This is a genomic window from Afipia sp. GW821-FHT14H12, from assembly GCF_058803465.1.
In genome coordinates this window covers 139,496-154,384 of the sequence record NZ_JBXAOZ010000003.1, presented here as the reverse complement: position 1 = coordinate 154,384, position 14,889 = coordinate 139,496, and the positions used below count along the sequence as shown (strand labels likewise).

17 protein-coding genes and 1 pseudogene are annotated in these 14,889 nt (G+C 56.8%); 3 read left to right on the top strand and 15 right to left on the bottom strand.

The window, feature by feature from the left end; all coding sequences use genetic code 11:
• Positions 1 to 83 precede the first annotated feature (83 nt).
• Complete coding sequence (locus AC1RNA_RS15235; RefSeq protein WP_492951685.1) at positions 84 to 272, bottom strand: hypothetical protein; 189 nt, start codon at positions 270 to 272, stop codon at positions 84 to 86.
• 34 nt (positions 273 to 306) lie between these two features.
• Here AC1RNA_RS15235 and AC1RNA_RS15230 point away from each other — a divergent pair, with 34 nt between their 5' ends.
• Positions 307 to 435, top strand: a complete 129-nt coding sequence (locus tag AC1RNA_RS15230; protein ID WP_492951684.1) for a recombinase family protein — start codon at positions 307 to 309, stop codon at positions 433 to 435.
• Positions 436 to 1,022: 587 nt separating this feature from the next.
• Here the strand turns inward: AC1RNA_RS15230 and AC1RNA_RS15225 are convergent.
• A pseudogene (locus AC1RNA_RS15225) lies at positions 1,023 to 1,472 on the bottom strand (TonB-dependent receptor domain-containing protein); the annotation flags it as partial.
• A gap of 20 nt (positions 1,473 to 1,492) precedes the next feature.
• Complete coding sequence (locus tag AC1RNA_RS15220) at positions 1,493 to 3,901, bottom strand: thiamine pyrophosphate-binding protein (protein WP_492951636.1); 2,409 nt, start codon at positions 3,899 to 3,901, stop codon at positions 1,493 to 1,495.
• Positions 3,902 to 4,040: 139 nt separating this feature from the next.
• On the opposite strand from AC1RNA_RS15220, the gene AC1RNA_RS15215 reads away from it, so the two are divergent.
• A complete protein-coding gene (locus AC1RNA_RS15215) occupies positions 4,041 to 4,502 on the top strand; it encodes an Lrp/AsnC family transcriptional regulator (protein ID WP_492951635.1) in 462 nt (153 codons plus the stop codon).
• On the opposite strand, the gene AC1RNA_RS15210 is transcribed toward AC1RNA_RS15215, so the two are convergent.
• From AC1RNA_RS15210 to AC1RNA_RS15190, 5 genes are all read right to left on the bottom strand, one after another.
• Positions 4,491 to 5,408 carry an alpha/beta hydrolase gene (locus AC1RNA_RS15210; protein WP_492951634.1) on the bottom strand — a complete coding sequence of 306 codons (918 nt, stop codon included), beginning with the start codon at positions 5,406 to 5,408 and terminating at the stop codon, positions 4,491 to 4,493. The two genes, AC1RNA_RS15215 and AC1RNA_RS15210, sit on opposite strands and share 12 nt — an antisense overlap.
• Before the next feature lie 6 nt (positions 5,409 to 5,414).
• Entirely contained in the window at positions 5,415 to 6,371 is a 957-nt protein-coding gene (locus tag AC1RNA_RS15205; protein ID WP_492951633.1) for an ABC transporter substrate-binding protein, read from the bottom strand.
• 73 nt (positions 6,372 to 6,444) lie between these two features.
• Positions 6,445 to 7,284 carry an ABC transporter permease gene (locus AC1RNA_RS15200; RefSeq protein WP_492951632.1) on the bottom strand — a complete coding sequence of 280 codons (840 nt, stop codon included), beginning with the start codon at positions 7,282 to 7,284 and terminating at the stop codon, positions 6,445 to 6,447.
• Complete coding sequence (locus AC1RNA_RS15195) at positions 7,281 to 8,051, bottom strand: ABC transporter ATP-binding protein (RefSeq protein WP_009340547.1); 771 nt, start codon at positions 8,049 to 8,051, stop codon at positions 7,281 to 7,283. The genes AC1RNA_RS15200 and AC1RNA_RS15195 overlap by 4 nt, the downstream gene beginning before the upstream one ends.
• A gap of 63 nt (positions 8,052 to 8,114) precedes the next feature.
• Positions 8,115 to 8,909, bottom strand: coding sequence for an SDR family NAD(P)-dependent oxidoreductase (locus tag AC1RNA_RS15190; protein WP_492951631.1), 795 nt, complete (start codon positions 8,907 to 8,909; stop codon positions 8,115 to 8,117).
• Positions 8,910 to 9,207: 298 nt separating this feature from the next.
• Between AC1RNA_RS15190 and AC1RNA_RS15185 the strand changes: the two genes are divergently transcribed.
• On the top strand, positions 9,208 to 9,909 hold the full coding sequence (locus tag AC1RNA_RS15185) for a GntR family transcriptional regulator (protein ID WP_048756535.1): 702 nt from the start codon (positions 9,208 to 9,210) through the stop codon (positions 9,907 to 9,909).
• Positions 9,910 to 9,958: 49 nt separating this feature from the next.
• Here AC1RNA_RS15185 and AC1RNA_RS15180 read toward each other — a convergent pair whose 3' ends face one another.
• Genes AC1RNA_RS15180 through AC1RNA_RS15150 form a run of 7 tightly spaced genes read right to left on the bottom strand, consistent with a single transcriptional unit; the run spans position 9,959 to position 14,887 of the window.
• Positions 9,959 to 10,717, bottom strand: coding sequence for an SDR family NAD(P)-dependent oxidoreductase (locus tag AC1RNA_RS15180; RefSeq protein ID WP_492951630.1), 759 nt, complete (start codon positions 10,715 to 10,717; stop codon positions 9,959 to 9,961).
• Between the two features lie 26 nt (positions 10,718 to 10,743).
• Positions 10,744 to 11,736 carry a quinone oxidoreductase family protein gene (locus AC1RNA_RS15175; protein ID WP_492951629.1) on the bottom strand — a complete coding sequence of 331 codons (993 nt, stop codon included), beginning with the start codon at positions 11,734 to 11,736 and terminating at the stop codon, positions 10,744 to 10,746.
• Between the two features lie 14 nt (positions 11,737 to 11,750).
• Positions 11,751 to 12,491 (bottom strand): sulfite exporter TauE/SafE family protein, encoded by a 741-nt coding sequence (locus AC1RNA_RS15170; RefSeq protein WP_009340542.1) that lies wholly within the window; start codon positions 12,489 to 12,491, stop codon positions 11,751 to 11,753.
• A gap of 10 nt (positions 12,492 to 12,501) precedes the next feature.
• A complete protein-coding gene (locus AC1RNA_RS15165) occupies positions 12,502 to 13,119 on the bottom strand; it encodes a glutathione S-transferase family protein (RefSeq protein ID WP_492951628.1) in 618 nt (205 codons plus the stop codon).
• Between the two features lie 46 nt (positions 13,120 to 13,165).
• Complete coding sequence (locus AC1RNA_RS15160; RefSeq protein WP_009340540.1) at positions 13,166 to 13,486, bottom strand: Rieske (2Fe-2S) protein; 321 nt, start codon at positions 13,484 to 13,486, stop codon at positions 13,166 to 13,168.
• Positions 13,470 to 14,525: a 2Fe-2S iron-sulfur cluster binding domain-containing protein gene (locus tag AC1RNA_RS15155; protein WP_492951627.1), complete on the bottom strand. Its 1,056-nt coding sequence runs from the start codon at positions 14,523 to 14,525 to the stop codon at positions 13,470 to 13,472. The genes AC1RNA_RS15160 and AC1RNA_RS15155 overlap by 17 nt, the downstream gene beginning before the upstream one ends.
• The gene (locus tag AC1RNA_RS15150) at positions 14,522 to 14,887 is read right to left on the bottom strand and encodes a Rieske (2Fe-2S) protein (protein ID WP_492951626.1); all 366 of its coding nucleotides are present in this window, start codon (positions 14,885 to 14,887) and stop codon (positions 14,522 to 14,524) included. Before AC1RNA_RS15150 ends, AC1RNA_RS15155 begins: the two co-directional genes overlap by 4 nt.
• Between the last annotated feature and the right edge of the window lie 2 nt (positions 14,888 to 14,889).

The window sequence follows — 14,889 nt, the reverse complement described above, 5'->3', positions numbered from 1 at the left end:
GCCCGCGGCGAGCAACCGACTCATTGGGCAATGATCAAGCACTTCGAGTAAGACCGTGCGAATGATGCTTCGTCCAAATTCAGTTAGTGCACTAAAAATATGGAATACGAGCTTCCCGTCGGGCTCATCGTGCCGATGGCTTCCGTCAAAGAACGAAAACCGCATTCAGTGCGAATCTGCTCACTCTGTGCCATCAACGTGTATCGAGAGAGCGGATTGTTATTTTCCCCGCAGATCAACGAGCCAATGCAACCGATACTTGTCGAGACCACTTTCAACCCCGCCCCGCCTCCGATAATCTGATCAATTCATAAAGCGGGTGCAACCACACTACGGGAAATCGCTGAAGCCTTGAACACTCGCGATGTCCACACGGCCCGCGGGGGCCGGTGGTTCCCCACGACTGTCAAGAACGTCCTAGAGCGCTCAGTCTAGAGACGGAGGCATCTCGGCGTACTGATTGGGTGAAGTCGGTCGAGCGGAATTTGTCCTGTCTGCCCAGTACTCAGTGCTACCAACTTGTCTCCAGCCAAGTTTCGGCAAAACGGGAGTTTTTTGGGATCCGGCTGGAGATTTTCTAGAGATTTGGCGGCGAAAGTTGAGCATTGCAAGTGCGGAGACTTCACGACCTTCAGAAAGCCCGCCATTGGCGGGCCTTTCTCATTAAAAAAACAATATTCTCCAGAATCGATACTGTCTGGCTGGGGCCGCAGTGTCGTTCGAACCATTCTCCAGCTGAAATCGCCGATAACAGGGAATAAAAGCGAACTTTACGTAAGAATGCCCACTCGAGCGCATGTTGTCTGCGAAAAATGGGTGTTTATGGAGATATGCTAGAAAAATGGTCGACTGAAAACAGGGAACTACCTTTCACAAACAGCGATTTCCTCGCTCCCATTCAGGGATTTAGTTTGCGCCAAGCCTTTTTCTTCTCATCCCACACCATCATAGCCACTGCGCTGGCGTCGAACCGTTCAAGCGAAATTTGAGATTGATGGCCTCACCGCCGGTATCGCGACTTTTCAGAATCGTCCCGCTAGCGTTAAGCGAACCGCCAGCGGTTCAACGGGATGAAGCACGCGATCCATCACACCGTTACTGCAAACTGCCGCCGGCGGTGCACCTGACTTGCACATCGCGAACAGGTTGTCAGTCTTCAACATGGAGCCATAAGCATAGGTGATCTGGTCAGCTTTGGTATCAAACAGATTGAGGACATCTAACTGGATGCGCCAGCCATTCTCGAAACGATAACCGATCCGGCCATTGAACAAACTTGTCGCTGGCGAGCGAAACACATTGTCTTCTGTCAGTGGCCGCTCACCCAGATAGCGCCAGCGCAATCCACCAAACCACCCGGTCGCTTCTCCTAATGTGATCCCCGCCGAAGCAATCAATGTCGGAGATCCCGGAACACGATTTCCCGGCATGTTGCCGATTTGCGCTTCGGGATAACCCGCAAGTGAGATGTAAGGATGATGGCAAGTTTGCCTTACGTCGCGAGTGCCCGAAGATACCTCACCGTCCTTCCGTTCGATGCAGCTTGCGCCGCATGAACGATCGCATTCGTATCAATGCCGTAGTGATGATAGAGGTCGGAGATCGTCCCGGTCTGACCGAAATGCTCCACCCCGAGCGCCTTGACCCGATGCCCCTGCACGCTGCCCAACCATGATAGCGTCAGCGGATGCCCGTCGATGACGGTGATGATGCCGCAATTCCGGTCTAGTTTCGACAGCATGCGCTCGATGTGGCTCGCCGCACCGGCGTTCCCGCGCTGCCGCGCACGCTCCGCGGCCTGAGCGCCTGCATTAAGCCGGTCTGCGGACGTCACCGCGAGAATCGCCACGTCACGGCGGTCTTCCGCCAGCAGGCCTACCGCTGCGATGGCTTCCGGCGCGACGACGCCTTGATAGGCAATCATCACCGATGTATTCGGCGTCGGCGGCCGCATCCAGTACGCACCGCGAATAATGTCGTTCGCGAGCTCGTCTGTCATCTCCCGCACAGGCTGCTCCAATGGCCGGGTGGAGAGACGCAGATAGACCGAGCCGCCGGTCTGATCGCGCAGCCATGTCCTCTCGTCCGGATCGCCGTCGCCATTGCGCTGCATGTAGTCGAAGCCGAACCGCATGATGACCGCAAGTTCGTCGATGAACGCTGGCTCGAACGCACACAGGCCGTCCTGCGCCATGCCGATCAGCGGCGTGCCGATGGACTGGTGTGCGCCGCCTTCCGGCGCCAGCGCAATCCCCGACGGCGTTGCCACCAGCATGAAGCGCGCATCCTGATAACAGGCATAATTCAACTGGTCGGCCGAACGATAGATGAAAGGATCATAGACAGTGCCTATAGGCAGCAGCCGCACGCCATTAATGAAGTGCGACAGCCCGAGCGCCGACAGCATAATCATCAAATTCGATTCCGCAATTCCGAGTTCGAGATGCTGGCCGACGGGACCGAACTCCCAATTATAAGTCGATGGAATTCGCTCCGCCTTGAAGGTGTCGGCAAGCGCAGCACGCGCAAACAAGCCGCGACGGTTTACCCAGGGACCGAGGTTGGTCGAAACGGTAACGTCAGGCGACGTGGTGACAATATGCGACGCGAATTCACTATCCTCGCGCGCGATCTCGTTCAGGATCTGGCCGAAGCCCATTTGCGTCGAAACGACCTTCCCGGCATTGGCCGGGATCGCAAGCTTGTCCGGGACAGGAACATTGGGCGCAGAATGCCGTCGCCGCCCTTTGGCGAAGAATGGCGCGGCGCGCACGAAGGATTCCAGTTTCGCCGCATCCAGCGTCGCGCCTTCCCATTTGTCCCATTCATGGCCGAAGCGGACGCCCGCGCTTTGCTGGAAAGTCGCCAGCTGCGCAGGCGTCATCAATCCTGCATGGTTGTCCTTGTGGCCCGCGAGCGGCAGGCTGAAGCCTTTAATAGTATAGCAGATGAAGCATGTCGGCCGGTCATGCGATGATGCCTTCTCGAACGCGTCGAGAAGGCTAGGCATGTCGTGCCCGCCGAGATTGTTCATCAGCGCCGCCAGTTCGGCATCGCTGCGGCGCTCTATCAAGGCACTGACAGGCCCCTGATCGCCGATCTCGTCGAGCAATTTCTTCCGCCACGCCGCACCGCCCTGAAAGGTCAACGCCGAATAAAGCTGATTGGGACAACGGTCGATCCAGTTGCGCAGCACTTCGCCACCAGGCTCCGCAAACGCCTGCTGCTGCAGATCGCCATGCTTGAGAATGACGACATCCCAGCCGAAATTCGCGAACATCTGTTCAAATTTCTGCCACAACCCTTCGCGGATAACGGCATCGAGCGACTGGCGGTTGTAATCGACAACCCACCAGCAATTCCGCAGGCCATGCTTCCAGCCCTCGATCAGGGCCTCATAGATATTGCCCTCGTCCATTTCGGCATCGCCGACGAGCGCGACCATCCGCCCCTCGGGGCGATCCTTCATCCAGCCATGAGCCCGGACATAATCCTGCACAAGTGACGAGAACAACGTCTGCGCCACCCCAAGACCGACAGAGCCTGTGGAGAAGTCGACATCGTCGGTATCCTTGGTCCTCGATGGATAGCTTTGCGCGCCCTTGAAACCGCGAAAATTCTGCAGCTTCTCCAGCGACTGGTTGCCGGCGAGATACTGGATGGCATGAAAGATCGGCGAAGCGTGCGGCTTGACCGCAACGCGATCCTGCGGCCGCAACACATCGAAATAGAGTGCAGTCATGATGGTCGCGAGCGAGGCCGACGATGCCTGATGGCCCCCGACCTTCACCTCGCCAGGCTCCCGGACATGGTTGGCCTGATGAATAGTCCACGAAGCCAGCCACAGAACGCGTCGCTCAAGCTCGGCGAGAACTGCCAGTCGATCATCGTGGGCTGCCATCTGCCGCGTCCTATAATTTTACATCATGGCACTCAGCCTAATCCCATAGCGGGCTTCAAATATTTCAAAATATTACAATAAAACTCACAATATTGGGATATAATAATACTTTGACCATAAATATTATGGATATATTCCAATGTCGAAACTCGATGCGATCGACCGCAAAATCCTTTCAATTCTCCAAACAGACAGTCGGATTACAATGCAGGATCTCGCCGAGCGCGTGGGCCTATCGGTTTCGCCTTGCCATCGCCGCGTGAAGCTGCTCGAAGAAAACGGAATCATCACGCGCTATGGCGCGATGGTCGATCAGAAATCGCTCGGCCTGCACGTGAGCGTTTTCATCTCGATCAAGCTTGAGCGCCAGAAGGAGGAAGACCTCAATCGCTTCGCCAAGGCGATTTCGGGATGGAGCGAGGTGCTCGAGTGCTATCTGATGACCGGAAACCGCGATTATTTACTGCGCGTGGTTGCGGCCGATCTGGCCTCGTACGAGACATTCCTCAAAACCAAGCTGACACGGCTCGATGGAATTGCATCGATCGAATCGAGCTTTGCCCTCAGTCAGGTAAAATATTCGATCGCGCTACCGGTGTGAGATGAATCCCGCCTGAAAGAATTCGTCGACAGCATTCCAAAGCACGTGGCGATTTTTGCCGAGCGTGGCAACATGAGCGAGATGCGGTAGAACCGCAAACCTCTTATCGTTTGTCGACAAGCGATCGAAAAACGCCAGAAGATCGCTCATGGTGGCCAGACTGTCGTGCTCACCGCGCACGACGAAGGTAGGCGAGGAAATTTTCGCGGGATCGACCAGCGGCAGTTTGGTCGTCATGTCCAGATAGGTTCCTGTTGGAACGGAATTGTCGTACTTGAGTTGCGCAAGCGCACACGCCTCGGCGACGGCAGGATGGGTTGTCCCCGGCCCGTCACGCAGAAAAATTCCAACAAGATAATCCAGATCGATCGCGCGTCGGTTGGACGCCCTGAATTGCGCGACTCCCTCCTTGCGCTTCTCCAGCGTCGGCGAGCCCTCGCCCGTCCACACGAACGCATCCAGCACGATCCGCGCAGCGCGATCGGGCGCGGACTGTGCGAAGGCTGCAACCCGCAGCGAACCCGACGACAGACCGTACAAATTGAATGCCGTAGTACCTGTCTCGGCCGCAATCACGTTGCCCATCGCCTTGAGGTCTTCGACACTGGTCGCAATATCCGAATTGCCGGACGTAACGGTGGAACGGCCATATCCCTCATGGTCCATCGCCCAGACATCCCATCCGCGCAACGCCAGCCAGTCCATTAGCGAATAGTCAGGATGTCCGGGCACGGTGAGGTCGAACGTCGGCAGCGCCGAATTCGACGAACCATGCACCAGAATCACGGGGAGACGCTGTCTCTGATCCGCAGAGCGCTCGCGCAACCGCTTGCGCGCCACGAACAGCGACACATCCCCCTTCTGCGCCCAATGCTCTTCGCTGACGAGGTGCGGATCGGCGGTCATGTTGACCTACTTTGCAGGAAGGAAATCGTTGGTGAACGTCTTCTCGAACTCGATCTTCTTGTCGCCATTTGGCTGCAGGAAGTCGTAGACCTTTTTGCCGCCAGCAACGCTCATCCGTCCATCCTTGCTCCAGATCTGAGACAGAATTTCGTAAGACCGCTCATTGGTAGCAGCCTCCATCTGCGGAAATTCCTGAGCCATGATCTTCTTGCCCCGCGACGGATCAAGCAGGATCTGCTGGGCCTCGGCGAACACAGCCACCACTTTCTTCACGAGTGCCGGATTGCTCTTGATGAGATCGGGGCTTGTCGCCACGCCCATGAAATTCAGATCGCGGAACTGCTCGACGTCACCGCTCATCAGGTTGACGAGAATACCGCCGAGCTTCTTCTGTTCGAGCATGGCGCCCGCCGGTTCGAACGGCATCGCCGCGTCGATCATCTTGGCCTGAAACGCACCGACATAGCCGCCGGCATCCGCACCAAGATAGACAAGCTGGATGTCTCCCGGCAGATTCAATCCATACTTCTTGGCGAGAACGCCGAGCATCTTTTCTCCGGACCCGCCGGCCGAAGGCGTACCGACACGTTTGCCTTTCAAGGACAGAATCTTGTCCTTTAATGACATTTTGGCGTCAGACTTCAGCATATCGTTGTTGGCGATCACATTGTTGATCGGCCGCGTCGTAATATTGAAGACCTCCACGAGGTCCTTGCCCTGCGCTGCAGCCGTAATGACGTGCTCATAACTCAACACGCCGAAATCGGCATCCTTGCTGAGCAGCGACTGCAGCACGAGCGCACCACCCTTAACGAAGGTAACGTTGGCCTTCAACCCATGCTTCTCGAACAGCTTCTCGCGCATCGCCACGTAAAGCGGCCCTGCATAATAGCCGTGCCCGATATTGGTGATACGAACAGCTTCCTGGGCATTGGCACATGTCGCACCGATAACCGCAAACATGGCTAGGACCGCACACTTGATAATTCTCATCTTAGCGCCTCCTCCTGTTTCCACCCTTGAGGTGCTTTCTGTTTTATCGACTTACGATCTTCCAGCGTTCCAGCCGCGACTGCGCCGCCTGAACAAGTTCATTGAGAACAGCAGCGATCACCGCGATAATCGTCAGGGCGGCAAAAGCACCCGCCGTATCAAACTCGCTGCCCGCGCGTTGAACGAGGTATCCAAGCCCCTTGTTGGAAGCGATCATCTCTCCAATGATCACGCCAATCAGCGCGAAAGGCAGGGCCGACTTCAAACCAACAAAAATCCACGACATCGCCGAGGGCAGAATGACCTTCATCAGGATTTGCGAGCGGTTCGCCTTCATCAGCCGGACGCCGTCGATCAAATCTCGGTCGACCTCACGCACGCCGGAAAACGTGTTGACGAAAACCAAAAACACGACAAGTACCGCCGCGAGCGCGACCTTTGACTGGATGCCAAGGCCGAACCACAAGATCAGGAGCGGCGCCAGTGCCACCTTCGGAAGAGCGTTGAAGGCCCAGATATAAGGGTTTAGCAACCGACTGACGAACGGCGACATGCCGAGCCAGATTCCGCCGATCACACCGGCCACAGACCCAATGATGAAGCCGAGAAATGTCGCATACAGTGTCGCCCAGATATGAACGAAAATGCTGCCGTCGCGAGTCCAGGCCCATAGCCGTGCCAGCACCTCGGTCGGGCTGCTGATGAAGAACGGATCGATCAGCCAGGTGGATGCGGCTTGCCAGATCACCAGCAAAACAATGCCGAAGACAATCTGGCAGGCCGCCATCACCGGTGTACTGACAGCCGCGAGCCCGTCGCTCTGATCGGCATCAGTAGCCCCGGCTTGAACCTCGACGTTCTCAAGTGCGGCTTGCTCGCTCAAACCTTGTCCTCGTCATATTCCTCGCGAAGGCGATCCCAGATCGAATTGTGGATGTCGTGAAATGACTTGGTGAAACGAACCTCGCGAACATCGCGTGGGCGCGGCAGATCGACCGCCTGATCCATCGCCACCATCGCGGGCCGCTTGGTGAATACCACGACGCGATCCGCGAGCGTCACGGCTTCCACCAGATCGTGCGTAACGAGAATGATGGTCTGTTGCTGTTCCGACCACAGCTTGAGAAGAAGATCATGCATCGCGAGCCGGAGCTGCGCATCAAGCGCGGCGAAAGGCTCATCCAGCAGCAACGTCTTTGGCCGGTACAGCAGCATCCGTGCCAGAGAGACACGCTTGCGCATGCCGCCCGAAAGACTGCTGGGGAATTTGTCCTCGAAGCCTTCGAGGCCGACTTGGCGGATCAGTTCACTCGCCTGCTCGTACCGTGCCTCGCGTGCGGTGCCAATCAATTCAAGAGGTAGCGAAATGTTGTCGAGAACATTGCGCCAAGGCAGAAGGTTGTCTTTCTGCGTCATATACCCGACATCTGTGTTGACGTCGGATACGCTGCGGCCGTCGTATACAACCTGGCCGCTACTCGGCCTGTAAAGGCCCGCGACCATGTTGAGGAGCGTGGACTTGCCGCAACCGGACGGACCGATCAGAGCGACGATCGAACGCGGCTTGATCTTTAGGTTGACGTCGGCAACCGCCAGCGTCCTGCTTGCGCCGGCGCCGAACGTTTTCCCGATGCCCTGCAGTTCGATCATCTCACCGCTCGCCTCGCTTGATCAGGATAGACGGCCCGCTCACGGACCACCCACAAAAGCCTCTTACCAGAGCCCCTTCAACCGGCCTCCATCGACGTTGAGCGAAACGCCGGTGATGTAGCTTGCACGCTCCGAGCACAAAAACGCAATCGCGCTTGCAAGCTCTTCCGGCTTGCCGAAGCGTCCAAGCGCGTTTTTCTTCGCGGCCAAACGCCGCGCTTCTTCCTCGTCTTTGACGCCAAGCTCTCTCTGCAGGCCGTCCGCATGCTGCCGCCATAACGCGGTCGCCACCCAACCCGGACATACGGCGTTCACCATCACGTTGTCGGGACCGAATTCGGTGGAAAGCGACTTCGTCATGTTGAGCAACGCGCTGTTGGTAATAGCCGATCCGAACATGTACGGATCCGGCTCCTTGCCCGCCCCGCCGATCATGCTGATGATGCGGCCCCATTTCTTCTTCCGCATGATCGGGGCGACGGTGCGGATCATCCGCATGAAACCGAACAGCTTGGTGTCGAGCTGTTTCTGCAGGCCCTCATCGGTCATTTCCTCGAAACGGCCGGAATACATCGTGCCGGCGCAGTTGACGAGAATATCGATCGTCCCGAACGTCTTGACTGTTTCATCCACGACCCGCGCGATGTCGGCAGGCTTCGTGGTGTCCGCAACAATGCACTTGATCTCGCCGCCGGTCTGCTTGGCGAGTTCGTCACGGGTTTTCTCCAGCTCGTCCCTGGTGCGCGAGCAGATCATTACCTTGGCCCCGGCCTGCAGAAACTCGCGGGCACTTTCCCGGCCGATGCCGCGACTTCCGCCGGTGACGATGGCGACGCGATCCTTAATTCCTAAATCCATCGATGGCTCCTGATCTTTGACATTGCGTTCCGCCCGAGCGCTGGCCCAAGCGATCACGATCGGCTTTCGCTGGATCAGCAGCGCAAAACCGGCACGTGGATTCTCAAAGTGAATTGCGAGCAGTCAGAGGAGTTAGCCGCTGTCGGCGAGGCCATCCTTTCCTTGGTGTTTCGCTTCCCCGCGCAGGATCGAGCCTGCGTCTATTTTGTTCTACAAGATTGCCCTACACTATTTTCGGACCTTCCAGAGAGTCAAGCATTGGATATAGTCTTCACAACGCGACCCAAGGACCGGACCCATGCAGAGCGCGGATATCATCGTGAAGGAGGAACCCAATCAACGGCGCGGGCAAACCGTCGACGACATTATTGAGCGTGTCCGCAATGCCATTCTCGCGGGCCGCATCGTCCCCGGCCAACGGCTGGTCGCAAACGATCTGGTGGAGCAACTCGGTGTTAGCCGTGGCTCGATCCGCGAAGCGTTTCAACGCCTGTCAGCGGAAGGATTGGTCGACATCACACCCAACCGCGGCGCAATGGTGCGCCGGCTATCTCGCGAGCAGGTGCGCGACCTGTTTCAAATCCGCATCAATCTTGAAGGGCTCGGCGCAAGGCTCGCCGCGGAGCGCATCCATGATGCGGATCATCGCGAGCAGTTTCTCGCCGTCTGGGATGAAGTGAAGCCCGATGGATCTGCACGCGCCTGGCCGCTCTTCATGCGGCAGAACAGGCTCTATCATCGCACGATCGTAAGCCTCGGCGGCAATAAACAACTGACGCAGCTGATCGACAACCTGCAACTTCCCATCGTAATGTTTCAGGTGGGGCAATCGATGCAGCCGGAAAATTCCGCGCGTTCGCATCACGATCATGCTCAGATCGCGGAAGCTATTTTGGCCGGAGACGCCAAGGCCGCGCAAGCCGCTATGGAAAACCACCTCAAGGGTTCGGCGGACTGGATTCTTCAACTGCCCAACACGGCTTTTGGGTTGAACGCCTGACGCTGCATCCGCATTAAGAACGATAATCTGTTCGCTGACCCGGGGGCATTTAAACCAATTCGCCCGCTCTGGCCTTGGTAGAAACCCAGCCGCCATCGACCTTTAGTTCGGCGCCCGTGATGTAGCTCGATTCATCGAGTGCCAGAAAAACTGCGGCATTCGCGATATCTTCCGCTGTTCCCCAGCGGCCCATAGGCGTTTCCTTGCCCCAATCGTTCTCGGCGTCAGCTGCTTGACTGGCGTTCATTGGCGAGTTGATCGAACCAGGAGCAATGGCATTACAGGTAATGCCCATCGGGCCGAGATCAATCGCCATTGCTCGCGTCATGCCGAGAAGACCGGCCTTCGCCGAAACGTAGGCGACGCGGTTCGGTCGTCCGACGAAGCTCGCGATTGAAGCGGTATTGATGATCCGGCCCTTCCCCGCACGTTTCATGAACGGCACTACCGCGCGGGAGCAGAGAAATGGCCCGGTGAGATTGGTCTGGATCATCGTATTCCAGTCGGCATCGGTGTGATCCAGAAACGGCTTGGTAATGCGGACGCCAACATTATTAATGAGAATGTCGATACGTCCGAACTGACTCTCGACTTCTTCCGCCATCTTGTTCATGGAAGCGGAGCTGGTCACATCAGCCTGCAGACTGATGCTCTTTCCGCCGATTTCCTTCGCGGCCTCTTTACCCTTCTGTCCGTCAAGATCAACCACGACAACGTTCGCACCTTCTCCCCCGAGCGCCTTGCACATCGCTTTGCCAATTCCGCTGGCGCCACCGGTGACGATTGCTACCTTATCTTTTAGACGCATCTTCTATATCCTTCTTGTGTTGATTTTTATTGGTTGACTTGGAGTAAGAGCTTTCCGCGGGTCTTTCCGTCTTCGATGTAACGATGGGCAGCGGCCACATCGGCCAACGGGAAGACGGTATCGATCGCCATCGACAACCGCTTCTCTTTCACCATCCTGAAGAGATCTCCGGCCCGCCCACGGATTTCCTCGGCGGTCGCCATGTAGTCTGCTAGATGGGGGCGCGTAAAAAACACTGAGCCGGTTTCTGCAAGCGCAAGCGGTTCGATCGCATCCACAACACCCGAACTCGCTCCGAACAACACGCAAAGGCCTCTACGGCGGATACACCGGATACTATCGGTAATTGTCGTTTTGCCGACCGAGTCGTAGACCACATCGACACCCTTGCCGGATGTCAGCTTCATAATTTCTTCGCGGAAGTCCGTATCGCGGTAGAGAATGCAGTGGTCGGCGCCCCGGCTTCGGGCGATATCAGCCTTTTCCCGCGTGCTCACAGTTGTAAACACTGTGGCACCTAGATTTTTCGCGAGCTGGATTAGCAATTGTCCGACACCACCCGCTCCGGCGTGAACCAGACAGCTTTGCCCGTGCTGCAAAGGAAAGGCAGAGTGACTCAGATAATGCGCCGTACACCCTTGCAGCATGACAGCTGCGCCAAGCTCGAAGGAGATGTCATCAGGTAGCGGGACCAGTTTCCATGCGGGCACCGCGACATATTCAGCATACGAACCGCGCGACAAACAAAACGCGACGCGCTGCCCCACCTTCAAGTCGGCTACGCCCCTGCCAACCGCCTCGATGGTGCCGGACGCCTCCATACCGATGACCATCGGCAGAGGCGTTTTGTATGTATGAGATCGGGCATACGTCCCGTTCCGCATATAGATATCGATAAAGTTGACGCCGGCATAGGCCACGCGGACAAGCGCCTCGCCCTCGGCAGGTGTCGGAATGGCTATCTCCTGAATTTCACAAACCTCGGGACCGCCAAACTGATGGATATTGATTGCTCTCATTACTCCAAGCCTTCTCAAAAAAGCGACATCAGACCGCGCACGACGACCATGAACCCCGCTGCCGCAACACAAAACGTTGAAACACTCCGGTATCGTTTGCCATCAATGCGTACGAAGAGATGCGTACCGATCGCCTGGCCCAACAAAAGCCCGGGCACTGTAATGGTCGCGATCACCACACTCTCCCTGTTCACGATGCCGTGGATGGTTCCGAACGCCAGACTTGCCGTGCCAAGGAGAAGAAAAATAAAGGATAGCGTGGCGCGGCAACGCGCAGCATTCCATGATGATGACAGGATGAGCAGGATGATCGGCGGACCCGCCATTGCCACCGCACCCTGCATTAATCCGCTAAGGGCTCCTGCTCCTACCAGTTCATATGATTTTGGATCGCGTTCAAGTTTAGGAGCAAAGGCGAGCGCTACGGTCGAGAAAACAACTGCACCACCTACAATCAACCTCATAATGTCGGCCGGAACGACGCCGAGAAGAAAGACGCCCGGAATCAGAGCAGGCATGCCACCGATCCATGCGATCGTCGCCGCGCGAAAATTCGTGTCGCACCAGTCACGCAGAACGGTCGGCAAGCCGGAGGGAATTTGAAGCAGCGTGGCAACAGGGACTGCTACAACCGGCGGATAAACAAGTGCGAGCAGCGGCATCGCGACAATGGCAAAGCCAAACCCCGTCAGTCCGCGCACAAAGGATGCGACGGTGACCGCCAATACCGCCCCTGATACGGCCAGCCAGTCCATCTCGCTCGCCTTACGGCTTCCCGATCGCGACGTAAGTTTTGAACCCCAGCCGATCAGCCAACGCCCTGTGATAAGCTATCACCCGGTCGGCAAGTCCCGACGCCCCCAGCAACGAAACATAACGATGCAGCATGACCCCGACACAAACGTCGCCGGCCGTGACCTTGGAACCAGTAAGAAAGCCTTGATCAGGCAAGCTCTTTGCGAGAACTTCATTCAGTAACTTGTTTATCGTTGTCGTATTGTCCTCGACGACCTTTTCGTTTCGTTTGTCGCCGAGCTTGACGATCTGGGCGAACAGGACCTGCATGTGAGGATTGAGAGACGTCAGCTGCCAATCCATCCACTGCGAAATTTGCGCGGTGCTCGCGGCATCCCGACCGAAAAACCCGTCATTTGGCGTAACTGCTGCCAGATAGCGAATGATCGTATTGGATTCCCAGATCGCGGTTTCGCCATCGACGAGAGTTGGTACGAGTCCATTCGGATTCATTTTCAGATATTCCGGCGTATCGTTTTTTCCGAATGGGCCGCCGTAATCTTCCCGGTCAATACTCGTCCCAAGTTCGGATACAGCCCAGAGCACCTTGCGCACGTTCAGCGAGTCTGCCCGCCCCAATAACTTCATCGTCGTTTCCCTGTTCTTCCGCCCTTCTGATCAAGAGCGGTGTTATTTAAGCGCGAACGAACCACTCGCCGTTGTCATAGCGAATCTCGAAAATCTCCAGCGGAAGCTCTGCGAGGCCGATCTCCTCGCCCGTTCGGATATCCCACTGCCAAAAGTGCAGCGGACAGGTCAGGATCGTCCCATCGACGGAGCCTTCTGCGAGCGGCGTCTCTTGATGAGGGCAATCGGCGCAGACCGCATGGATTTTTCCTTCTGCCCTTATCAGTAGGATGATCTTTCCGGTCGGCAGCGTGACTTCTCGCCGTTCACCGTCCTCCATGTCATCGAGAGGCCCCAAGGGCAACCATATCTCAGCCGAAACGGTCATAACGAATCTCTGTTGGACTAATCTTGCACTCGGTGATCAACGCACGCATGGTTGCGTCCACCATTGGCGGCGGACCGCCCACGAAGAACAGAGGTTTCTGCACGTCGCTCGCCTTGACCACGCCTCGAACATAATCGCGCGCGACTTCATGAACCGGGCCAAAACTAAACCCGAGTGCCGGATATCGCGAAGTGACGGATTCGGCACTCAAAGCATCCGAAAACGCCACGGTAACCTGCAGTTTCCCGGACGATCTTTCGACAAACTCCGAAAGCTCATCGAGCAAATAGCTCGCATCGGGATGACGCAGACCAAAAAACAAATGCGAGGGATATCCATCAAAGTGACCGTCGGCGAGCGCATGTCGAATGATCGCCATCATCCCCGCGATGCCGGAACCTCCGGCTACCGCGATAAACGGCCGCTGTTCAGAGGTTGTAAAAGTCGCGCGGCCAAGCGGACCGAAAACCTCGACGTCCTCATCGCATTCGCCCTCGAATATTCGCGACGTAAACATGCCATCCGGGCTGCGTCGAATGAGCAGGCTCAAGCGCGCCTCATTCGGCTCATGGCTGATCATGGAGTAAGCGCGCGGCCCCTCAACGCCCGGAATAGACAGAAGAACGAATTGCCCCGGCTGGTATTTTATAGGGGACTCGTTAAGCGAGACATCGAACAAACCAACGTCAGGCGTCAGCATGCGCTTGAGTGTCAGGCGCCCGCTTCTGGTTGCGCAAGGTGGCTGACAGGGGGCGAGAAATGCCGAACTCAGCTTGACCTGCAGCGGACTGGTTGCCGCTGTCTGGCACAACAGAACCTCTCCCGAGCGGCGGCAAACCTTCGTGCCGGGCGCTTGCGGCCAGAGATTGCTGACCATACCAGTCACGACCGATGCCTTGCAGTTGCCGCAGGTCCCCGTTCCGCATTCATGCGGCAGACCGATCCCCTTCATCAGGCCGGCATGAAGTAGCCGTTGACCAGGTTCGGCTGTGAAGGCAGTTCGTTCGCCTTTCCCATCAACCACCTCAACCAACATCATGTGGTGACCACAACTTGATTGCCTTCGACGTGAACGTCGTAGATGCGCAGCTTCATCGGCAACTGGGTTGTGTCCCTCACTGTAGGTAGGCCATCGACGAGTGAGAACTCAAACCCATGCCACGGGCAGCGCAGCGTCTCGCCGTAGTTGCAGAATGTCATTTCATTCACAGCATCGCTTTCGGTCATCCCGGAGATGCAGCCGTGCTCTAGCTCGGCTCCCTGATGCGGGCAGCGCCCTCCGACAACCCGGATTTCTCCGGACGGCAGCTTGGAGACGATGATCGGCGAACGGCCAATTTTGGCTGGAACAATCTTTCCGATCTCGAGGTCCGATACCTCACAAACAACATGCTTAGCCATAA